Annotated in this window: 21 protein-coding genes and 1 pseudogene; 9 read left to right on the plus strand and 13 right to left on the minus strand. The window is 65.0% G+C overall.

The annotated features are described in order from the left end of the window. The first annotated feature begins 52 nt into the window (after positions 1 to 52). From A5782_RS06760 to A5782_RS06775, 4 genes are read left to right on the plus strand one after another with little or no spacing between them, the layout of a single operon-like run. Entirely contained in the window at positions 53 to 1,084 is a 1,032-nt protein-coding gene (locus A5782_RS06760) for a sulfate ABC transporter substrate-binding protein (protein WP_067096847.1), read from the plus strand. Next, positions 1,081 to 1,953: a sulfate ABC transporter permease subunit CysT gene (gene cysT, locus A5782_RS06765; protein WP_067096850.1), complete on the plus strand. Its 873-nt coding sequence runs from the start codon at positions 1,081 to 1,083 to the stop codon at positions 1,951 to 1,953. The genes A5782_RS06760 and cysT overlap by 4 nt, the downstream gene beginning before the upstream one ends. Further along, complete coding sequence (cysW, locus tag A5782_RS06770) at positions 1,950 to 2,768, plus strand: sulfate ABC transporter permease subunit CysW (protein ID WP_067096853.1); 819 nt, start codon at positions 1,950 to 1,952, stop codon at positions 2,766 to 2,768. The genes cysT and cysW overlap by 4 nt, the downstream gene beginning before the upstream one ends. A gap of 8 nt (positions 2,769 to 2,776) precedes the next feature. After that, on the plus strand, positions 2,777 to 3,865 hold the full coding sequence (locus A5782_RS06775) for a sulfate/molybdate ABC transporter ATP-binding protein (RefSeq protein ID WP_067096856.1): 1,089 nt from the start codon (positions 2,777 to 2,779) through the stop codon (positions 3,863 to 3,865). Between the two features lie 37 nt (positions 3,866 to 3,902). On the opposite strand, the gene A5782_RS06780 is transcribed toward A5782_RS06775, so the two are convergent. The 3 genes from A5782_RS06780 to A5782_RS27205 all read right to left on the minus strand — a co-directional run bounded on the left by A5782_RS06780 (position 3,903) and on the right by A5782_RS27205 (position 6,551). Beyond that, positions 3,903 to 4,646, minus strand: coding sequence for a phosphoadenylyl-sulfate reductase (locus tag A5782_RS06780; RefSeq protein WP_067096859.1), 744 nt, complete (start codon positions 4,644 to 4,646; stop codon positions 3,903 to 3,905). Continuing rightward, a complete protein-coding gene (locus A5782_RS06785; RefSeq protein WP_067096862.1) occupies positions 4,643 to 6,310 on the minus strand; it encodes a nitrite/sulfite reductase in 1,668 nt (555 codons plus the stop codon). The genes A5782_RS06780 and A5782_RS06785 overlap by 4 nt, the downstream gene beginning before the upstream one ends. A 115-nt stretch (positions 6,311 to 6,425) precedes the next feature. Continuing rightward, on the minus strand, positions 6,426 to 6,551 hold the full coding sequence (locus A5782_RS27205; RefSeq protein WP_369815591.1) for an Ms4527A family Cys-rich leader peptide: 126 nt from the start codon (positions 6,549 to 6,551) through the stop codon (positions 6,426 to 6,428). A gap of 166 nt (positions 6,552 to 6,717) precedes the next feature. Between A5782_RS27205 and hemW the strand changes: the two genes are divergently transcribed. Next, positions 6,718 to 7,890: a radical SAM family heme chaperone HemW gene (gene hemW / locus A5782_RS06790; RefSeq protein WP_067096865.1), complete on the plus strand. Its 1,173-nt coding sequence runs from the start codon at positions 6,718 to 6,720 to the stop codon at positions 7,888 to 7,890. Positions 7,891 to 7,907: 17 nt separating this feature from the next. Here hemW and A5782_RS06795 read toward each other — a convergent pair whose 3' ends face one another. Both A5782_RS06795 and A5782_RS06800 read right to left on the minus strand, forming a co-directional pair. Next, positions 7,908 to 9,149, minus strand: coding sequence for a sodium-dependent bicarbonate transport family permease (locus A5782_RS06795; protein ID WP_067096868.1), 1,242 nt, complete (start codon positions 9,147 to 9,149; stop codon positions 7,908 to 7,910). Between the two features lie 277 nt (positions 9,150 to 9,426). After that, positions 9,427 to 9,639: a hypothetical protein gene (locus A5782_RS06800; protein WP_007769888.1), complete on the minus strand. Its 213-nt coding sequence runs from the start codon at positions 9,637 to 9,639 to the stop codon at positions 9,427 to 9,429. A gap of 346 nt (positions 9,640 to 9,985) precedes the next feature. Here A5782_RS06800 and A5782_RS06805 point away from each other — a divergent pair, with 346 nt between their 5' ends. After that, positions 9,986 to 11,338 carry a salicylate synthase gene (locus tag A5782_RS06805; protein WP_067096872.1) on the plus strand — a complete coding sequence of 451 codons (1,353 nt, stop codon included), beginning with the start codon at positions 9,986 to 9,988 and terminating at the stop codon, positions 11,336 to 11,338. A 77-nt stretch (positions 11,339 to 11,415) separates the two neighbouring features. Here the strand turns inward: A5782_RS06805 and A5782_RS06810 are convergent, their stop codons facing one another. The 7 genes and pseudogenes from A5782_RS06810 to A5782_RS06835 all read right to left on the minus strand — a co-directional run bounded on the left by A5782_RS06810 (position 11,416) and on the right by A5782_RS06835 (position 17,868). Continuing rightward, positions 11,416 to 12,330, minus strand: a complete 915-nt coding sequence (locus A5782_RS06810) for a MerR family transcriptional regulator (RefSeq protein ID WP_067096875.1) — start codon at positions 12,328 to 12,330, stop codon at positions 11,416 to 11,418. Positions 12,331 to 12,344: 14 nt separating this feature from the next. After that, positions 12,345 to 13,841, minus strand: a complete 1,497-nt coding sequence (locus A5782_RS06815) for a flavin-containing monooxygenase (protein ID WP_369815592.1) — start codon at positions 13,839 to 13,841, stop codon at positions 12,345 to 12,347. Positions 13,842 to 13,843: 2 nt separating this feature from the next. After that, complete coding sequence (locus A5782_RS06820; protein ID WP_067096881.1) at positions 13,844 to 14,764, minus strand: reductase; 921 nt, start codon at positions 14,762 to 14,764, stop codon at positions 13,844 to 13,846. 24 nt (positions 14,765 to 14,788) lie between these two features. Next, entirely contained in the window at positions 14,789 to 15,637 is an 849-nt protein-coding gene (locus A5782_RS06825) for an SDR family oxidoreductase (protein WP_067096884.1), read from the minus strand. 1 nt (position 15,638) lies between these two features. Then, complete coding sequence (locus A5782_RS06830; RefSeq protein WP_082942806.1) at positions 15,639 to 16,649, minus strand: alpha/beta hydrolase; 1,011 nt, start codon at positions 16,647 to 16,649, stop codon at positions 15,639 to 15,641. A 332-nt stretch (positions 16,650 to 16,981) separates the two neighbouring features. Beyond that, positions 16,982 to 17,104 (minus strand): annotated as a pseudogene (locus A5782_RS27210) (hypothetical protein); the annotation flags it as partial. A gap of 47 nt (positions 17,105 to 17,151) precedes the next feature. Further along, entirely contained in the window at positions 17,152 to 17,868 is a 717-nt protein-coding gene (locus A5782_RS06835) for an SDR family oxidoreductase (protein ID WP_067096887.1), read from the minus strand. A 70-nt stretch (positions 17,869 to 17,938) separates the two neighbouring features. Between A5782_RS06835 and A5782_RS06840 the strand changes: the two genes are divergently transcribed. The 3 genes from A5782_RS06840 (at position 17,939) to A5782_RS26005 (ending at position 19,950) form a co-directional block, all read left to right on the plus strand. Further along, positions 17,939 to 18,829, plus strand: a complete 891-nt coding sequence (locus A5782_RS06840; protein ID WP_067096889.1) for a LysR family transcriptional regulator — start codon at positions 17,939 to 17,941, stop codon at positions 18,827 to 18,829. 39 nt (positions 18,830 to 18,868) lie between these two features. Next, complete coding sequence (locus A5782_RS06845) at positions 18,869 to 19,456, plus strand: TetR/AcrR family transcriptional regulator (protein WP_067096892.1); 588 nt, start codon at positions 18,869 to 18,871, stop codon at positions 19,454 to 19,456. Between the two features lie 320 nt (positions 19,457 to 19,776). Then, complete coding sequence (locus A5782_RS26005; RefSeq protein WP_156623824.1) at positions 19,777 to 19,950, plus strand: hypothetical protein; 174 nt, start codon at positions 19,777 to 19,779, stop codon at positions 19,948 to 19,950. Here A5782_RS26005 and A5782_RS06850 read toward each other — a convergent pair. Then, positions 19,947 to 20,864 (minus strand): alpha/beta hydrolase, encoded by a 918-nt coding sequence (locus A5782_RS06850; RefSeq protein WP_255360773.1) that lies wholly within the window; start codon positions 20,862 to 20,864, stop codon positions 19,947 to 19,949. The two genes, A5782_RS26005 and A5782_RS06850, sit on opposite strands and share 4 nt — an antisense overlap. Positions 20,865 to 20,932: the final 68 nt, after the last annotated feature.

The raw sequence follows: 20,932 nt of genomic DNA on the forward strand, positions 1-20,932 counted from the left end.
TTCCGCAGAAACGGGACGCAAATCCCATACGTTCCGCACCGGAAGGCCCTCAATGGACACAAGGACCGCATTGCGCTGGCGGCCCGTCCTCGCCCTTGCCCTGATTGCCGGCCTCACCGCCGGATGCTCCGGTGGCGCCAGTGATGCCGTCGGCGGCGGTGGGCTGGCCAACGCGCGCACGAGCATCACCCTGGTCGCCTACTCGGTCCCAGAACCCGGTTGGAGCAAGATAATTCCCGCGTTCAATGCCTCCGACGAGGGCAAGGGCGTGCAAGTCGTCACCTCCTACGGGGCCTCCGGTGATCAGTCCCGCGGGGTTGTCGACGGCAAGCCGGCCGACGTCGTGAACTTCTCCGTCGAACCCGACATCGCTCGACTGGTTAAGGCCGGCAAGGTTTCCAAGGACTGGAATGCCGACGCCACCAAGGGAATTCCATTCGGCTCGGTCGTCACGTTGGTGGTGCGGAAGGGAAATCCGAAGAACATCAAGGACTGGGATGACCTGCTGCGGCCCGGCGTAGAGGTCATCACACCCAGCCCGCTGAGTTCCGGATCGGCCAAGTGGAATCTGCTCGCGCCGTACGCCGTCAAGAGCGAAGGCGGCGCCCACAGCGATGCCGGTGTGGATTTCATCAAGAAGTTGGTGACCGAACACGTCAAACTGCGCCCCGGATCGGGACGGGAAGCCACCGATGTCTTCGTCCAGGGCAGCGGTGACGTATTGATCAGCTACGAGAACGAGGCCATCGCCACCGAACGGGCGGGCAAGCCCGTCGAACACATCAACTTGCCGCAGACCTTCAAGATCGACAATCCGGTGGCAGTGGTCAACACCAGCCCGCACCTGGATGCCGCGGTCGTCTTCAAGAACTTTCAGTACACGGCAGCGGCCCAAAAGGTATGGGCGCAGGCCGGTTTCCGGCCGGTGGATCCGGCCGTCGCCGCCGATTTCCGAAACCAGTACCCAGTGCCGGCGAAATTGTGGACCATCGCCGACCTGGGTGGCTGGGCCACGGCGGATCCGCAGCTGTTCGACAAGAACACCGGCAGCATCACCAAGATCTACACGAAGGCCACCGGATGACGGCGATCACACCGGACCCGCTGGCAATCCGGCCCGAGCTCCGCGGTGACGCGCCACCGGGTCCGCTTCCCGGGCGCGGCCGCGGGACCACCGCCCTTCGCGTCGGCGTGGCCACGGTGTGGCTCTCGGTGATCGTGTTGCTGCCGTTGGCGGCGATCGCCTGGCAATCCGCGGGTGGCGGGTGGCACGCGTTCTGGCTCGCGGTCTCCTCGAATGCCGCGCTGGAGTCGTTCGGGGTGACCCTGACGATCTCGGCCGGGGTCACTGTGCTCAACCTGATCTTCGGCCTGGTGATCGCGTGGGTGCTGGTGCGTGATGACTTTCCGGGCAAGCGGCTCGTCGACGCGATCATCGATCTGCCATTCGCGTTGCCCACCATCGTCGCCAGCCTTGTCATGCTGGCGTTGTACGGCAACAACAGCCCGGTCGGTCTGCATCTGCAGCACACGTCGTGGGGTGTGGCGGTGGCGCTGGCCTTCGTCACGCTGCCGTTCGTGGTGCGCGCCGTCCAGCCGGTGCTGCTGGAACTGGATCGCGAAACCGAGGAGGCGGCGGCGTCGCTTGGTGCCAGCGGTCCGAAGATCTTCACCTCCGTGCTGCTGCCGTCACTGCTGCCCGCGTTGTTATCCGGTGCGGGCCTGGCATTCTCTCGGGCGATCGGCGAGTTCGGATCCGTGGTGCTCATCGGTGGTGCGGTACCGGGCAAGACCGAGGTGTCGTCGCAGTGGATACGCACCTTGATCGAGAACGACGACCGCACCGGTGCCGCCGCGATATCGATTGTGCTGTTGGCGATTTCGTTTGTTGTCCTACTCATCTTGCGAATCGTGGGTGGACACGCGGCCAAGCGAGAGGAACTGTCCGCATGACATCGTCTGCGGGAGTCCGCTATTGGTTGCGATTCATCGCGCTCGGATACATCTTCGTGCTGCTGGTCATTCCGGTGACGTTGATTCTGTGGCGGACATTTCAACCCGGGCTCGGCCAGTTCTACGCCTGGGTCAGCACCCCCGCGGCGATATCGGCGCTGAATCTGACGCTACTGGTGGTGGCCATCGTGGTGCCCCTCAACGTCGTTTTCGGTATCCCCACGGCACTGGTCCTCGCGCGCAACAGGTTTCGTGGCAAGGGCGTGCTGCAGGCGGTCATCGATCTGCCGTTCGCGGTCTCGCCCGTCATCGTGGGTGTCGCGTTGATCGTGCTGTGGGGGTCGGCGGGTGCGCTCGGGTTCGTGGAAAAAGACCTCGGGTTCAAAATCATCTTCGGCCTGCCGGGAATCGTGCTCGCCAGCATCTTCGTCACCCTGCCATTCGTGGTGCGCGAAGTGGAGCCGGTGCTGCACGAGCTGGGAACCGACCAGGAGGAGGCGGCGGCCACCCTGGGTTCGGGGTGGTGGCAAACCTTTTGGCGGATCACCCTGCCGTCCATCCGGTGGGGTCTGACCTACGGCATCGTGTTGACCATCGCACGTACCCTGGGGGAATACGGTGCCGTGCTGATGGTGTCGTCGAACCTGCCGGGAAAGTCGCAGACACTGACATTGCTTGTCTCCGACCGGTACAACCGCGGCGCGGAGTACGGCGCCTACGCGCTGTCCACGCTGCTGATGGGAGTTGCCGTGCTGGTGCTGGTTTTCCAGGTGGTGCTCGACGCGCGCCGCGCACGAGCGGCCAGACAGGCCTGACGAGGGGAATGACCGTGACTGACGCCAATCGCGACGACCTCGCCATCATCGTGCGCGACGCCAACAAACGTTATGGCGATTTCGTCGCACTGGACCACGTGGACTTCGTCGTGCCCACCGGTTCGCTGACGGCGTTGCTGGGTCCCAGCGGTTCGGGCAAGTCGACCCTGCTGCGCACCATCGCCGGCCTCGACCAACCCGACACCGGAAGCGTCACGATCTACGGTCGTGACGTGACCCGGGTGCCGCCGCAGCGCCGCGGCATCGGGTTCGTGTTCCAGCACTACGCGGCCTTCAAGCACTTGACGGTCCGCGACAACGTGGCCTACGGGCTCAAGGTCCGCAAGCGACCCAAAGCCGAGATCAAAGCCAAGGTCGACAACCTGCTGGAAGTGGTGGGACTGAGCGGGTTTCAGGGCCGCTACCCCAACCAGCTCTCGGGTGGCCAGCGGCAGCGGATGGCGCTGGCGCGGGCGCTGGCGGTCGATCCGCAAGTGCTGCTGCTCGACGAGCCGTTCGGCGCATTGGATGCCAAGGTGCGTGAGGATCTGCGAGCGTGGTTGCGACGCCTGCACGACGAGGTGCATGTGACCACGGTGCTGGTCACCCACGACCAGGCCGAGGCTTTGGATGTCGCCGATCGCATCGCGGTGCTGAACCAGGGCCGCATCGAGCAGATCGGATCCCCGACCGACGTCTATGACGCCCCGGCGAACGCATTTGTGATGTCGTTCCTCGGCGCGGTGTCCACCCTGAACGGCACGCTGGTGCGACCGCACGACATCCGGGTGGGCCGCAACCCCGAGATGGCGATCGCCGGCGGGGACGGCACCGCCGAGTCCGTCGGGGTGGTGCGCGCCGTCGTCGACCGAGTGGTAACGCTGGGTTTCGAGGTACGGGTGGAGTTGACCAGCGCCGCCACCGGTGGCTTCTTCACCGCCCAGATCACGCGCGGCGACGCCGAGGCCTTGGCCTTGCGCGAGGGGGACACCGTCTACGTGCGTGCCACCCGGGTGCCGCCGATCGCCCTTGAGGCAAGGGACGCCAGTCGTGCGGACGAGGCCGATGAGGATGAGAACACGCTGACGTCGGCCTGACGGCGGGATTCGTCGTCGTCCTACCGAGCGTCCGGCGCTACGACGCGTGCAAACCGCATTCGGTCTTGGCGCGTCCCTGCCAGCGTCCGCTGCGCGGGTCGGCGCCAGCCAGCGGCTTGGCCGTGCAGGGCTCGCAGCCGATCGATGAATAGCCTTCGTAGATAAGCGGATTGACCAGCACACTGTGCTCGTCGATGTAGTTCTGCACGTCCTCGTCGGTCCACGCCGCCATCGGGTTGACCTTCACCAGCTTGAAGCCCTCGTCGAAGCCGACCACCGGCGCGTTGGCGCGCGTCGCGGCTTCCGACCGTCGCAGTCCGGTCACCCACGCCGAGTATCCACGCAGCGTCTTGCCCAGCGGAGCGACCTTACGCAGCCGGCAGCATTCGCCGGGATCGCGCGCGAACAGATCCTTGCCCAGCAGTCTGTCCTGCTCGGCCACGCTCTGTTCGGGAGTGACGTTGAGCACCCGGATGTCATACACGGATTCGATCGCGTCGCGGGTACCGATGGTCTCCACGAAGTGATAACCGGTGTCCAAGAACACCACCGGAACGCCGGGGCGCACCTTTGCCGCCAGATCGATCAACACGGCCTCCTGCATGCTGGAAGCCACCACGTAGTTGCAGGTGGCCCAGCCGCGCGGCCCGTTGATGCCCCCGAACGTTTCGTCAGTCCAACGCAACACGTCGGCGGCGCTGGCACCCTCCAGCTCGGCCGCACCGCGGGCGGCAAGTGCCCGCAGTTCGGCTTCTGGAAGTTTGGTTGTTCGTTCGCTCATCGCAAATCGTCCTCGTCTGCCCTCATAGCCCACTGTGCGAAACGTTCACCCTCGCCGCGATATTTCACGAAGTTGCGTGTGACCCGCTCGATGTAGTCGCCGAGCTCATCGCTGGTGACTTTGTGCTGGCGCAGTTTTCGGCCGAATCCGCTGTCCAGGCCCAAGCTGCCGCCCAGGTGAACCTGGAAACCCTCGACGGAGCCGCCCTCTCCGTCATCGACCATCTGACCCTTCAGCCCGATGTCGGCGACCTGAATGCGGGCGCATGAATTGGGACAACCGTTGATGTTGACAGTGATGGGCACGTCGAGCTGCTGGTTGATGTCGGTGAGCCGACGCTCCAGTTCGGGCACCAAAGACTGCGCCTTCACCCGGGTTTCGGCGAATGACAACTTGCAGTACTCAATCCCCGTGCACGCCATCAAATTCCGGCGCCAATGCGATGGCTTCGCCTGGAGGCCCAGTGCCTCTAGACCGGCGGTCAGGTCGTCGAGCTTGTCGTCGGGCACATCGAGGATGACCAGCTTCTGGTAAGGAGTGAGCCGGATCCGGTCCGAGCCTGCCCGCTCGGCGAGATCGGCCACCGCGGACAGGATGGTGCCCGACACACGTCCCGCGATCGGGGCGACGCCGACCGCATTGAGCCCGTTCTTGAGTCGCTGCACGCCGACGTGGTCGATCGGATGTTTCGGCGGCTCGGGGGCCGGGCCGTCGATCAGCGGACGCTTGAGGTACTCGGTTTCGAGAACTTCACGGAATTTTTCTACGCCCCAGTCCTTGATTAGGAACTTCAGCCGCGCTTTGGAGCGCAAACGTCGGTAGCCGTAGTCGCGGAAGATCGAGGTCACTGCGTGCCACACCTCGGGCACCTCCTCGAGCGGCACCCAGGCGCCCACCCGCTGTCCCAGCATCGGGTTGGTCGACAGCCCGCCGCCGACCCACAGGTCCAGGCCGGGTCCATGCTCGGGGTGGTTGACGCCGATGAACGCGATGTCGTTGACCTCGTGGACCACATCCTGCAGGCCAGAAATCGCGGTCTTGTACTTGCGCGGCAGGTCGGCGAAGTCGGGCTGACCGATGTAGCGGCGCACGATCTCGTCGATCGCCCAGGTCGGATCGAGCACCTCGTCGAGCGACTCGCCGGCCAGCGGTGAGCCCAGGATCACGCGGGGGCAGTCACCACATGCCTCGGCGGTCTGCAACCCGACCTCGGTCAGCCGCCGCCAGATTTCCGGGACGTTCTCCACTTCGATCCAGTGGTACTGCACATTTTCGCGGTCGGTGATGTCGGCGGTGTCGCGGCCGAATTCGGTGGAAATCTGCCCCACGGTGCGCAGCGCGGCCGCCGACAGCGCGCCGCCGTCGCAACGCACCCGCATCATGAAGTATTTGGCTTCCAGCAACTCGGCATTGTCGTCGCCGGTGAACGTGCCGTCGTAGCCCTGTTCGCGCTGGGTATACAGGCCCCACCAGCGGAAACGCCCCCGCAGGTCGCTCTTGTCGATGCTGTCGAAGCCGTTCTTGGCGTAGTTGGTCTCGATGCGCTCCCGCACGTCCAGCGGGGCGCCGGCCCGCTTCATCTCTTCGTTCGGGTTCAGCGGCTCACGATTTCCCAGTGCCCATTGGCCCTCGTCACGGGCCTTCGCGGGTCGGGCGGTGGTCATCGGAAGTTCTCTCCTTCAAAAAGATCGCCAGCGCGGTCAGCACAGTTCACCGATACTTTTGGGCGGCACGGAACCGTCTGCCAGCTGGAGACACAGTGGGGCTGGGTCTACCACGTCAGGGCAGACAGATACAGCTGCAAACGCGCTTGAGATCAATGTGCCGTCGCGCCACGAGCACCAAGTACGGGCCGGGCTGGTCGACAGTCACGCCACCATTGTGCCATGAATGCCGAAGGGCCACGCGAACAGGTCAAATCTTGGCTCACGGTGATTAAAACTACCGACCCAGTCCGGCAGATCCCACCCCCAAAGCTCCAGAAGTTCATGCGACCGTTCCCAGCGGCCCGGCCTCCGTTCAGGCTGGGCCGACGACCCCGGGCGGCCCGCTCGTCGTGGGATCATTTGGCATGGTCATTCGCGAGCAGGCGGTCGAGCTGCCCCCCGTCCGGGTGGTGGCTGGGCAACCGTTTGGCATCTACGTGCATGTCCCGTTCTGCATTACGCGTTGCGGTTACTGCGACTTCAACACCTACACCCCGGCCGAGTTGGGGGGCGTCAATCCGGACGCCTGGCTCAGCGCGCTGGGGACGGAACTGGAATTGGCTGCCGCCAGGTTGCAGGCACCGCCGGTGAACACCGTGTTCGTCGGTGGAGGAACACCCTCACTGCTGGGCGGGCCGCGCATGGCCACGCTGCTGAACATGGTGCGTCAACACTTCACGCTGGCACCCGATGCCGAGGTGACCACCGAGGCCAACCCCGAATCGGCATGGCCGGATTTCTTCGACGCCATCCGCACGGCCGGATACACGCGGGTGTCGCTGGGGATGCAGTCGGTGGCGCCGAGGGTGCTGGGTGTGCTGGACCGCATCCACACGCCAAACCGGTCCGCAGCCGCGGCCCGCGAGGCGTTGGCCGCGGGCTTCGAGAACGTTAGCCTCGATTTGATTTACGGCACTCCGGGGGAGTCCGATGACGACCTGTTGTGCTCGGTCGAGACGGCGATCGAGACCGGCGTGGATCACGTATCTGCCTATGCGCTGGTTGTCGAGGAAGGCACCGCGCTGGCCCGGCGAGTCCGGAGCGGCGAACTGGCCGCACCCGACGACGACGTGCTGGCCCATCGGTACGAATTAGTAGACGAGCGGCTGTCACAGGCGGGAATGTCTTGGTACGAGGTGTCCAACTGGTCGCGGCCGGGCGGTGAATGCCGGCACAATCTCGGCTACTGGGACGGCGGTCAGTGGTGGGGCGCCGGGCCGGGCGCGCACGGCTACGTCGGTACGACGCGCTGGTGGAATGTCAAGCATCCCAACGCTTATGCGGAGAGGTTGAGCGCCGCGGCGCTGCCGGTGGCCGGATTCGAGCAGCTCGATGCCGACGCCTTGCACACCGAGGATGTGCTGTTGAAAACCCGTTTGCGCCAAGGCCTTCCAGTCGGCCTGCTGAGTGCCACCGAGCGCGAACGCTCCGAGGGAGTGGTCGCCGATGGGTTGTTGGTGTCCGACGGTGACCGGCTCGTCCTGACTCCGCGTGGGCGGCTGCTGGCCGACGCCGTGGTGCGAACGCTATTGGGGTAGCGGCGTTGTCCGCGCGGTCAGACGCCGAACCAACGCTCGAAGATGCGGGCGATCTCGATGTAGAGCGGGATTCCGATGGTGACGTTGTAGGAGAACGTCAGACCCAGTGAGGCGGCCAGCGGCAGCGTCGGGCTCGCTTCGGGGATCGCCACGCGCTGCACCGCCGGGACGGCGATATAGGACGCCGCACCGCAAAGAACCGCGAACAATACGTAGGTCCCGGTCTTGAAATCGGTGTGGGTCAACGATGCGTAGCCGCAGGCGACGACGATGCCCAGTATCGCAAAGACATTCGGCGCCACCAGACCGAAGACGATGAATCCGGGACCCGCGGCGCGAAGGTCCTTCAATTTACGCGACGCCGTCATCCCCATCTCCAGCAGGAACAGACACAGCACGCCCTGGAAGGCGATCACGAAGAATTTGTCGTCGTCGGCAACGACCTTCTGTCCCTGAAGCCCACTGACGAGGCCGATGATGATGCCGCCCATCAAAAGGACAAGCCCGGGATTGAGGAAGACCTCCTGGAACAGTTCCCGGGAGAAAATCGGTACCCTCTTGCCCTTTGGGCGCGGCGGACTCTGGTCGGGCTCCCAATCCGGATGTTCCAGCTTTTCCAGCGAGAGCTCCAGCTCCTGCTCGATGGCCGCTTCTTCCTGGCTTTCGAGGCTCTGGCCGTGCGGCGGACGCGCGGCGGTGCCGGGGCCGACCCCGACCTTGACGGGCGGTGTGTAGCCGGGCTCGTCGGGCATGTAGCCGGCGGAGTCCATGCCCCGGTGGCGCAGTCGGGCAACGAAATACAGTGCCACCAGACAGCCCGGAATCTCCATCACGGCCAGCATCACCGGCATGTACGCGTTGAAAGCGATGTTCACCGCGGCCAGGACGGCCACGCAGGTGGCAAAGGTTCCCGCCGAGTCCGACCCGTAATAGCCGGCGACGGTCGCGCGGTCGACTTTTCGCAGTGATTTCAGGCGGCTGAGCCCGAAGTAGGCCAGGCCGCCGATCACACAGTTCAGCACGAAGCCCAGAACCATGAAGCCCACGATGGCCCCGACGCTGGACGCGCTGACCTGCGCGAGCTCTTCCCCGCCGTGCCAGCCGATGGCCAGCAGCAGGTACATGGTCAGTCCCTGATAGATGACATAAGGGAATTCGAACCGCACCTTCAGGATGGGAATCAGAAACCCGAAGTAAAAGAACAGCAGAAGCGGTTTGAACAGGTTATGGGTGAAGTTGTGCCAGAACTCTTGCAGCATCGATGCCTCCGTTGGTTAGCGCGCTGATCTGGGGAAGCACCGTCCGCAAGCGGAGCAACCACGAAACATCCCGACGACCGTCAAGAATTTATCCCCACCGCTGATTCGCCGCCACTTGACAGCACACAGGGAAGCGGACGCCACCGCGGGGACTGATGCCGGACAAAAGCGCTGGTCAGAGGAGAATCAATAGTGCGAAATCCCGCAGATGCGGGGCTCACGCGTGCCGTGAGTGTGGTGTGAAGGTGCTGTGCATTTACTGTGGAGTTAATACAGTTCAACGCGCCGACGGCACGAGCGAGGGCCGAACGCCGGCTCCCTTTTTGCGGTGCGTTACCGACAGCCAGGCCGACGGCGAGTAATGCGTCGTGATTTCCTCGAACCCGTCGACCCGGGAAACCGAAAGAACCCCGGTCTGTGGATTTATTTCGAGTTCGTCGCCTTCGCTCGCGTGCACTTCCTCGCCGTTGAAAAGCCGGATGATGAACACTGTGTTCCTCCAATCCGGCGGATTCGTGCGGGCGGTTATTAAGCCTTAGGAAAAGTCTGGCTGCCGGAGCCGCCAGTTGTGCGGCCGCGACGTAAACGCTGGGCAAACCTTTGGCGTGGCGATCTTCACAGTCGGCGGCGGAGCCCGCATCACGAAGGCGGCCTTGACCCCGATCTACCTGCGTGAACAAGTCGGAGACGCCAATGTGTCGGCACGGTTCGACGGATCGCCGCGCAACGGCCGCCGCTTTAACTCCGCGGGAGCTTTAGCGGAATCGGGCCATCGAGGGATTACTTGGCGGGATCGGTTGCGCGCGGCTACATAGGTTAGGCTACATTTACTAACCGTGACCGAGGTCAGCGTCGAGACAAGTTCCGCGGGCTCTGAGTCGCCGTCGATCCCGCTCCCTGTACATATCGACCCTGCGGACCTGGCGGCCGAGCTGGCCGTGGTGCTGTCCGAGCGCGTCGGGGAAGAGTATTTGCTTTACGAGCGCGGCGGTGAATGGGTGCTGGCCACTGGCGTGCGCGCCATGGTCGAGCTGGACAGCGACGAGCTGCGAGTGATCCGCGACGGCGTGACCCAATGCCAGCAATGGTCGGGCAGACCCGGGCCGGTGCTCGGTGAAGCCATTGACCGCCTGTTGCTGGAGACCGACCACCTCTTCGGCTGGATCGCCTTTGAATTCGGCGTTTACCGCTACGGGCTGCAGCAGCGGCTGGGCCCGGAAACTCCACTGGCCCGCGTGTTTTGGCCGAACGGCCGCGTTGTGGTGACGCGGGAGGAGATCCGTCTGTTCGGTACGTCGGCCGGTCATCGTGACGAAGTGCTGGGCGTGCTCGGCGACGGCGTGCCCGATGTACGCGACGCCTCGGCGGTCGACGTGGTCGCTGACCCGTCCGCCTACCGCGACCGGGTGGCGTCTGCCGTCAGCGAGATCGCCGCGGGGCGCTACCACAAAGTGATTCTTTCCCGCTCTCTCGAGGTGCCTTTCGCGCTCGATTTCCCGTCAACCTATCGGCTGGCCCGTCGGCACAACACTCCTGTGAGGTCGTTCCTGTTGCGGCTGGGCGGAATCCGCGCTGTGGGCTACAGTCCCGAACTGGTCGCGGCCGTGCATCGCGACGGCGTCGTGGTGACCGAACCGCTGGCGGGTACCCGCGCGCTCGGCCGTGGCGAGGTGCGCGACCGCCAGGCCCGCGACGACCTGGAGTCGAATTCGAAAGAGATTGTCGAGCACGCTATTTCGGTGCGAAGCTCGCTGCAGGAAATGACCGAGATCGCCGAGCCGGGCACCGCCGTCGTCACCGATTTCATGACAGTGCGGGAACGGGGGAGCGTGCAGCACCTCGGCTCCACGGTGAGCGGTCGGCTCGATACATCGAACGACCGGATGGACGCGCTCGAAGCGCTTTTCCCGGCCGTCACCGCGTCCGGCATCCCGAAAGCGGTAGGTGTCGAAGCGATCATGCGTCTCGACGAGGGTCCGCGTGGGTTGTATTCCGGTGCGGTCGTGATGATTTCTGCCGACGGCGGGCTGGATGCGGCGCTGACGCTGCGGGCGGCCTACGAACGTGACGGGAAGACGTGGCTGCGCGCCGGTGCGGGCATCATCGAAGAGTCCACACCCGACCGCGAATTCGAAGAGACCTGCGAGAAGCTGTCCACGCTCGCACCGTATCTGATTGCGCGCCAATAGCTACCGTCGTCACCACTTAGCACGCCGGCACGTTTTGCGTTGCGCTCAGCGAACCAGGTGCAGGCGGCCGCGGCCACTCACACCGAAGGGCTCGACTCGAGATAGTCGGCCAATATGCGGCCGACCAGCGACTCGATATTGGATTCGATCGACGATGCGAGCGTGGCGGTGACGGTCGCCACCGCTTGAGTCCGGAAGCGCACCAGCATAGTGATCAGCTCGGCGATTTCGGCGTCGGCCGGCAGCGGTTCGCCGGGCTTGATGCGGTCCAGCACGTGTTCGGCTCCGGCGCGCACCAGCATGTCGCTGATCTTGTCGATCTCGGGGACGATCTGTTCATGGAGATCGATGAGCTTGTCGAATTCGACACCATAGCTTCGGATCTCGTTGAATGCTTCGATGAGTTTCGGGCGCGTGATGGTGGCCTGCGTCCCATCGATCCTGATCACCTGAAGCGCCACCAGGCGCTCGAACGCATCGGCGTCGTCGACCAGTCGCTGGGCGTCGGCGAGCGACACCGTTTCCGGCTTCTCGGTGGTCCAGGTGCCGACGATGGCGGTTTCGAGGCCCAGCACGTCGCCGAGGTTTTTGCCTTCCTCCCACGCGCTGAGCATTTCCCGCACGTGTGCGATGTTGTAGCCGCGGTCGAGCATCGAGGTGATGAGGCGCAGCCGGGTCAGGTGGGTGTCGTTGAACAGCGCGATGCGCCCGACCCGCAGTGGGGGCGGCAGGAGTCCGCGGTCGCGGTAGACGCGGATGTTGCGGGTGGTGGTGCCGGCCAGCTGGGCCAGGTCGTCGATCCGGTACTCACCGGAATTCGTGGCGTCGTGCGGGTGCCGGGCCGCCGACTCGAAAAGCTGTGACACAGCCGCCTCGATGAGTTGGCGGTATTCGCGCGATTGGCGCCGCACCCGCTTGGGTGCGCGCCGCACGTTGTGCAGCACGCTGGCGATGGTGCCGGGTTCGGGTCGCGATGCGCGCTCGGTGGCCATGTCAGTGCCGCAGCTCAGGCCGACGCGGTGGCCTGCGTCTGGGCGCGACGCGCCGCCGCCTGATAGTCCTCGTACCGGAAATCCCTCATCTGGCGAAGATACTGCGTGGCGAAACCCGGGTACATCGACCCGTTGAATCCGTCCTTGGTGAGGTACCAACTGCGGCAGCCCGACATCCAGGTCGTCTTGGTGAGGCGGCGTTGAATGCTTTCGTTGTGGTGACGTTGGACCTCTTCGCGCACATCGAGATAACGCAGGTCGTTGTTGAGGATGGTGGTGATGCCGCGTACCGCGTAGTCCAGCTGCCCCTCGATGTAGACAAGCAGCGAGTTGTGACCCGGTCCGGAGTTCGGGCCGGTCATGACGAACAGATTCGGATAGCCGTGCACGTTGATGCTCTTGTAAGCCTCCGCGCCATCGGCCCAGTCGGTGGCCAGCGACCGGCCGTCGAGCCCAGTGACTCCGAAGGGCGGACCGGTCAGATGCACGTCGTACCCGGTGGCGAACACGATGCAATCGAGGTGGTGCTCGATTCCGTCGCTGGTGCGAATGCCGACTGGGCTCAACGTGGCGATCGGCCAGTCGATGAGCTTGCAGTTGTCGCGTTGCAGCGCGGGATAGTAGTCGCTGGAAACCAGCATGCGTTTGCATCCCGGCCGGAAGTCTGGCGTCAGCTGACGGCGCAGCCACGGATCTTTCACCTGGGCGCGTAGGTGCGCCCGTCCAAGCCGGGCGACCAGCGACGTCAACGGGGTATCCCACACCAGCGCCGTGGCGCTGGCTTCGTGGCCCCAGTACAGCGCTTGGCGCGCAAGCTGTTGGGTGGCAGGGACTTTGGTGAACAATGTTTGTACGACGGGCGGGGTGGCGACGTCCAAGCGTGGCAGCACCCAGCACGGCGTGCGCTGAAATACCTTGACGAATCCGGCCCGCTTGACCAGCTCGGGGATGATCTGGATGGCGCTGGCGCCGGTACCGATGACCGCGACTCGCTTGCCGGTGAAGTCGTAGTCGTGATCCCAGCGTGCGCTGTGGATCTTGTGTCCCCGGTAACTGTCCAGGCCCCGGATGTCGGGGAAGCTGACGTCGGAGAGCGGACCTGAAGCCAGCACGACGGTGCGGGCGCGAAACTTCTTGCGGTTCTTGGTGGTAGCGGTCCAAACGCCCGCGTCCTCGTCGAAGGTCAGGTCCTTCACCTCGTGGCCGAACTTGATCCGGCGGCGGATGTCGAACCTGTTGGCCATGTCCTCGAGGTGGCGATATATCTCGGGGGCGGGCGAGTAGGTGCGTGACCAGGTCGGATTCTTGACGAACGAGTACGAATACAGCAGTGACGGCACGTCACAGCTGGCGCCGGGATACGTCGTATCGCGCCAGGTCCCGCCGACGCGGTCCGCGCGTTCCAGCATGACGATGTCGTCGACTCCGGCTTCGGCCAAGCGGATTGCCGCCCCGAGTCCGGTGAAGCCGGCTCCGACGATGAGTGCTGCGTGGGCGCGGTCATTTACCATCGTCACGCCGCCGGCTCGTGGGTGAGTTCCCTCGACCAGCTCGGCATGGACCGCAGCAGGGGCTTGGGATAGAAATCCGACAGCCAAACCATGGAATTGGCCAGCAGTTGGTAGGGGTGTCGTGGGTTGACCACCCACATGCCGTGCCGCTTGAGCAGCCTGTAGGTAGGCACTCGGCGGGTGTGCTCGCCACGCTCGCCAAGTTGCTTGAACCGGTTGACCGCGTTGAACAGCCGCTCGGTATCCATGCCCATACCGGCCATCTCGTTGCGGACCCGGTTGAGCAGCGGTACGTACATGATCATCCCGAGGATCAGACCGGGAGAGGCGAAGCGGCCGACGAAGTCGATGGCCAGCCGCCGGGCTGTGGCGTGGCCGATTATCTCCAAGACGTCGAAATCGACAGCGATGTGCCGAGATTCGTCATTGTTGATTTTCTCGAAGACCTGGTGGCAGACCGGGTCTTCCACGGATTCCAGCAAAAACTTCAGCAACGCGCCGTCGAGTGCCACCTCCAGCATCGGGATCACGGTACCCAGCACCGATAGCGGCATATCGTCGGCGAAAGTGTCCAGCCACTCGATGGCCAACTTGATGTTGACGCTTGGTTCTGGGATCTCGCCGTCGGCGAGCATGCCCCAGCGCTTCATCAGCGCCAATTCGGCATTGGCGTGGCGTTGTTCCTCGGCATGGAAATACCGGTAGATTTCGGCGATCGTCGGGGTGGGCGCCTTCTTGGCCAGCGCCGCGAAGCCCCGGGCGCCGATGTTCTCGATCCAGCACAGATCGGCCATGAATGCCTTGAGTTTGGAGCGGAATTCGGGCCGGATGGTGTCGGCACCGGGGGCGTCCCAGTCGATGTCGGCGAGGGCCCACTGTCGATCCTTGATCTTGGCGAGCATGGCTTCCATGTCGATGGTCACGGGGAGCTCCTTTTCTTCGGGTGATCAGGGCAGGTTGATGCGGGACACCAGGCCGGCTGCCCGCGTATAGGTCTGTGGGGCCAAGCGTTTGATGTTCCAGCCGATCTTGGCGTCGAATTGCGGCATGCAGTACAGCTCGCCGCGATCGTGTGCGTCCAGACAGGCACGCGCTACCTTCTCGGCGGATAAACCGGTCCAGCGCATCAGTTTTGCGGCCAGATCGCTGGATTGCTCGCTGATGCGGCCGGACTCGAGGATGTTGGTCTTGACGAAGGTCGGGCACAGCACGGTCACCCGCACCGGCGTGCCGGCCAATTCGGCGGCAAGGGTCTCCGAGAGTGAAAGCACACCGGCCTTGCTGACGTTATAGGCGGCCATGCCCGGAGCCGCCCCGAAGGCCGCCGCCGAGGCCACGTTGATGATGCCCCGGGGTGCGTGCGACGGCTCAGCGTCGCGCAGAATCGGGGTGAACACATGGCAGCCGTGGATGGGCCCCCACAGGTTGATACCAAGGGTCCACAGCCAATCGTCCAGCGGCGCTTCGCCGATGGCGGCACCGCCCGCACCGACACCGGCATTGTTGATCACCAGTGTGGGCGGCCCTTGAAACCAGGCCTGCGACTGTTCGGCCAGCGCCTGCACGTCCTCGAATCGCGATACGTCGCAACGGATCGCGACCGCCTTTGCGCCCCGCTCGGTGATCGTGTCGGCCGTCTGCTGCGCGGCGGCTTGGTCAATGTCGCTGCATACGACCGCGCCGCCACGCTTGGCCAGTTCGACGGCGAAGGCGGCACCGATGCCGCTTCCGGCGCCGGTCACCACCGCCGAGGCGCCACGGCTGGTTTTGGATTTGTTGAGGAGTCGGTCCAACATGTCAGTGGACCTCCTCGGTGACGGCGCGCGCATCCTGCAGGGCGTGGGCGATGAACCGCGCGACATAGGCCATCGCCTTGGCGGCTTCCGGGGTCATGCGTGGCAGTGCTTGAAACACGTGCACCTGGTGGGGCCAGATCTGCAGTTCGCATCTGCCGCCGGCGTTTCGGATGTCGGCCGCGAGCTGGCGCGCATCCTCTTGCAGCATCTCGGCACCGCCGGCCTGGATCAGGGTCGGAGGAAGCGGGGGGCCACCGGCGACGTCGAGCGTCAACCGCCGGTGGGTGAGGTCGACGCCGCTGTGGTAGAGGCCGACCAGGCGGACCGCGTTCGCCGCCCGGGTGGCGGGATCGGGGTGTATCCGTTCGCGGGCGAGCGCCAGCTCGAATGTCAGGTCGTACAGGGGGGAGAACAATACCAGCGCGGCGGGGTGATGGGCGGTGACCTCCGGTTGCAGCACCAAGTCGACGGACAGGTGGCCACCTGCCGAATCTCCCGCAATCACAATCTGTTTCGGCGGCACACCGCAGGTGTCGACCAGCCAGTCCCAGCCCGCACGGACGTCGTCGGCCGCGGTGGGGAAGCGATGCCGCGGTGCGAGTCGGTAATCGATGCAGAACACCGGGAGGCCGGTCAGGGCTGAGAGCCAGGATGTCAAGCGGCGGTGTGTCTTCGGCGAACACACGGCGTATCCGCTGCCGTGCACGTAGTAAATCGCACCCTCGCTCGTTGACGAGCGTGGGGTTTCGCTTGTCGGCGTTCGCGGTCCATAGACCCATTCACCCTTGACGCGGCGGGCGTCGGGCAGCTTGGTGTCTACGGATTCGACCCGGGTGCCCGCGAGCGAGGGGCCGAACGTCCCCATGATTCTGGCGATGATTCGGCGCGATAACCACAGCCCCCAGGCCCGCTCGGGCGGAATCACGCTGGTGATCGGCCGAAGGGTGTACGTACTTACCGCTGCCGCGCCGCGGGATCGCAACGACCCGCGAGCCGGAACGCCGTCCGTCATGCAACGCAGTCAACAGCAAATGATGACATTAGTCAATGGCAGCTTTGAGAGGGCGTTGAAATACGCTTACGCGCCGCTGTAGGTTCTCAGATTCGGTGTCACATTCTCAGTTGAGATGTCATATGGATGCCATATGTGACACGAACCTGAGACACTGATGTCTAACTGGCCGATGGTCTCGAGGCCCGCGGAAAGTCTGATTCATCGTCGTTCGGGCGAAAGTTACTGCAAGAACGCATTATTCGGCGTGCAAATCATTTGGCCCCTGCCCGCTGTCGTCGCTGGACTCCGGCCCAATGAACTCGGCATTGCGGGCAAGAGCCGGCGAACCATCACTCCTGATTGCCGGGGGAGCACCGTACTTCGTGGCTGACGGAGTCGATCCTTCTGCGACGCACGTCCACGGGCAGTCCCAAACGGAACGAGCGGCTATCAAATCCGGCACCCAGCAAGACGACTTGACGGCTCTATCACATGCTGGGAGTTTGCGGCCACCTAACGCCTAGACGAGGACGCTGCCGCCGTCGACCTTGACGACCGCTCCGGTGGAGTATGTCTGCTCGATGCAGTACAGGTAGGCCCGTGCCACCTCGTCGGCCTCGGCGATCCTGCTCAGCGGGATCCGTTCTGCTGCGGCAGCGAACATTGCGTCGCGGTCGTCCCTGCCCATGTTGTCCCACAGCGGCGAGCGCACCAGGCCTGGGGCGACAGCGTTCACCCGCACTGGCGCCAGCTCGACCGCCAGAGCGGCGGTCAGCGCGTTCATTGCGCCGCACAGACTTACCGGTAACGCGCCGAATTCCGGCTGCTCGGCGGCCGATCCGCTGGTTAGCGTGATCGAACCGCCCGCGGGCAGGTGCGGCCCGAGCATCCGAGCCGCGCTGCACGCGCCGATGAAGCGGGTTTGGTAGAAGGCGGCGATAACGGCAGGTGTCAGTCCGGCCAGCGGCACCATCTCCAGCGGCTCGCCCGCGGTGTAGACGAGGTGGTTGACCGGGCCGACCCGTTCGGCCAGCCGCTCGATGGACGCGGGGTCGGCGACGTCGACGGTGGCGCCGACCGCGCCGGCGGGCAGCGAGCCCAGCGCGCGCTCAACACTCGGCGTCCGGCGCGAGGCGACGATGGGGGTTGCGCCACGCTCGGCGGCCGCCGCAGCCACGGCCAGGCCGATGCCCGATGTCCCCCCGATGATCAGGACACGTTGGCTGTGCAGACTCATGCATACAGGGTCAAGGAGGGGGCTCCGTTCGTCCAACACCCTTTTCGTCCGGGGGCGATACCCTCTGGGTATGGCTACAGGGGATCTGGATATGCGCAAGCTGCGCTACTTCGTCGCGGTGGCGGAGGAACTCAACTTTGGCCGGGCCGCGGCACGCCTGCACATCGCCCAACCGGTGCTGTCCCGTCAAATTCGCGCGCTCGAGCACGAGTTGGGAATCACGCTGCTCAATCGGGGCACCCGCGGGACGACGCTGACCCCCGCCGGTTTGCGGCTCCTCGACGACGGCCGTTTCTTGCTCACGGAAGTGCAGGCGCTGCAGCAGCGGCTAGCGCGGGCCGAAGCCCCCGCCGTGGTGGTCACGGTCGGGGTACTGCCCGGGCTGTTGGCGACCGCTGCCGCCCGGGCGTTCGAGGCGGGCGACCCGGTGCGGCGCACGGTGATCGTGCCGGTGACCTGGAACGAGCAGGCCGAAGTGATCCGCCGCCGCGATGTGCAGGTGGTCTACGCTCGCTCGCCATTCGACCTGTCCGGCCTGGCGACAGCGCCGCTGCTTGAGGAGCCGCGCGACGTAGTGCTGTCCGCCGGTGATTCTTTGGCCGAGCGGCCGTCGGTATCGCTGGACGATCTGGCACCGCGACGGTTGCTGCAGAATCCGGCATCGGTGCCCGAGTGGTACGCCATCGCCAGCCCGGAGTTGCGCCGCGCGGCGGTGCAGTCGTCGGTCAGCGGGGTCGAGCAGAAGCTTGAATTAGTCGCTACCGGTACCGGTTTCGCAGTGCTACCCCGGTCGACGGCCGTGTCCTACCGGCGGCCAGACCTGCGGGTAGTGCCGGCCGACGGCCTCGCCCCCAGCCGGGTGGTGCTGGCCTGGGACGCCACGATCACTGATGCGGCGCGCGACGACTTCATCACAGCCGCGCTGGCCTGTGCCGGACAGACGATCGATCCGACCTCGTAAGCGTAAGATATCGATAGTTATACTACAAAGGTTCATTTCATGAGATATCCGGCAGACCAGAAGGCGAAGGCGCGCGCCGCGTTACTCCGTGCGGGCACGCGCTCGATGAAGGTCGCGGGTTTCAACGGGATCGGGGTGGACGGGCTGGCCTCCGCGGCGGACGTGACCTCAGGGGCCTTCTATTCAAACTTCGCCAACAAGGAAGCGATGCTTGAGGCGATTGTCGAGGTCGCCGTCGGTGAGCCTTTCGTTTCCGACACGAAATGGGGCACGAGGGCCGAGCGCAGGGCAAAGCTGAAAGCGTTTGTCGCGGAATACCTTAGCGCCGAGCACGTGGACAACCCGGGCGACGGATGCGTGATGCCAACCCTCAGCGCCGACGTGGCGCGCTCGGGAGCACCCACTCGCGAAGCGTACGAACGCAGAATCGCCGTGCTGGCGGACCGGATGGCAGAGCTATTTGACGGCGCGGACCCGGAACGCCGGGCGTGGAGCCTTGTCGCGCTGATGGTGGGGGCGCTGTCGATCTCGCGCGCCATGTCTGATCCCGCCACGCAGGCCGAGGTGCTCGACGCCGCGAATAAGACCGCGGACAGGCTCATTTCACCCGGCAAGCGACGCAAATGACCGGAGGCGGCAGGCGGGCTTGGATTGCGTGAAAATCGGCCCCGAGGGCAGCGGCTATCAGCATCGCGATGGTGCCCGCCGGTAACTTGGCCGCGGCACCGGGCGACGAAGCGGCTCACACGCAGCGGCAGCGGGCCATCGTCGCCGCATCCGCGACCCCCAACGCGCACGACCACAATTCGGGCATCGCCGAACACGCAACCCCCCACCCTCTAGGCAAACCCCGGCTCCAGCGCGGTGTCCGGCCGGGCAACCGGCATCGGCGAAGTTCACCCGGCCCGGCGACACACTCGCCCAGTAAGGGCTGCGCATAACGCCCCATGCGGTCGACTTCGGCCAGGACACCGCGGCAGACACTGCACGACACCGGTGACCAAAACGGCCGGCCGCTCGACCCGGACGTGGTCAACGTCCTCATCCATCCGCGGAAGCAAGTTTCCGAGGTCACCGCGCATCTGACCGACATCGGGTCGTTTGACGCGTACTTCTCCTAGCCGAGGTGCGTCGCGAACCAGTCCCGGGCGGCCCCGGCCGCCAGCGCGAACCCGTCGCCGGTGTACGCCGCGAAGTGGCCGCCCGGCACGAAAACGATCTTTTTTGGTTCGGCTGCGGTCTGGTACGCGGCCGCCGCCAGGTTCCCACCTGTCAAACCGTCCTCGCGACCGACGATCATGAGCAGCGGCGTCGGTGTGATGTCGGGCAGGTAGCGCGCCGGTTCGTACCCGTAGAAGTTGTCCATGCTGCGCAACGACACCTCATTGGGCCATTGCGGATCCAGCGTCGCGCGCGCCTCGGTGAAGAACGCGTAGGCGTCCGAAGTGGGCAGGCCCACCAGCGTGGTCGGCTCCGCACCGACGACTGGCACCATTTCCGGTGGAGCGCCGCGAGCCCGAGCGCGCCGGTCCGCGGTGAACCGCTGGGGGCCGATCACCTGATTGTTCACCCGGGCAAGGTTGGCATAGGTAGCCCGGCCGCTGATGAATGGTGCCTGGCCGCAAACGGCTTGCACTCGCCGGTCGATCGCGGCGACAACGAACGCGTGCGCCGCCGAGAAGCTCGTTCCCCAGACGCCGACACGATCGGGGTCGACCTCGGATCGGTTCTGCGCGTAGGTGATTGCATGCTGGTAGTCACGGATCTGCTCCCATGGGTCGACTTCGTGGCGTGGCTTGCCGGGCGCTGTCCCCGACTCGCCCCAGCCCCGATGGTCGAAGACCAGCACGCACAGTCCCGCCGCCGCGAACACCTCGGCGAACTTGTCGAGGTGCATTTTCTTCGTTGACGTCCACCCGTGCGCCATGACCACACAGGAACTCGCCGTCCCCGCTCGGCGCTTTCGCCGCCCGTGGTACCACCACGCGTGGAGAATGGCCCCCTCGGCATCGACCGCCACGTCCTCACGCAGCACTCCTCATCACCCCTCGAAATAGTTTGCAGCCACGACGTTTCCACAATGCGCCGGATGCCGTCCAATAC

Origin of the sequence: Mycobacterium sp. 852002-40037_SCH5390672 (assembly GCF_001665875.1) — a bacterium.
Classification (GTDB): Bacteria; Actinomycetota; Actinomycetes; order Mycobacteriales; family Mycobacteriaceae; genus Mycobacterium.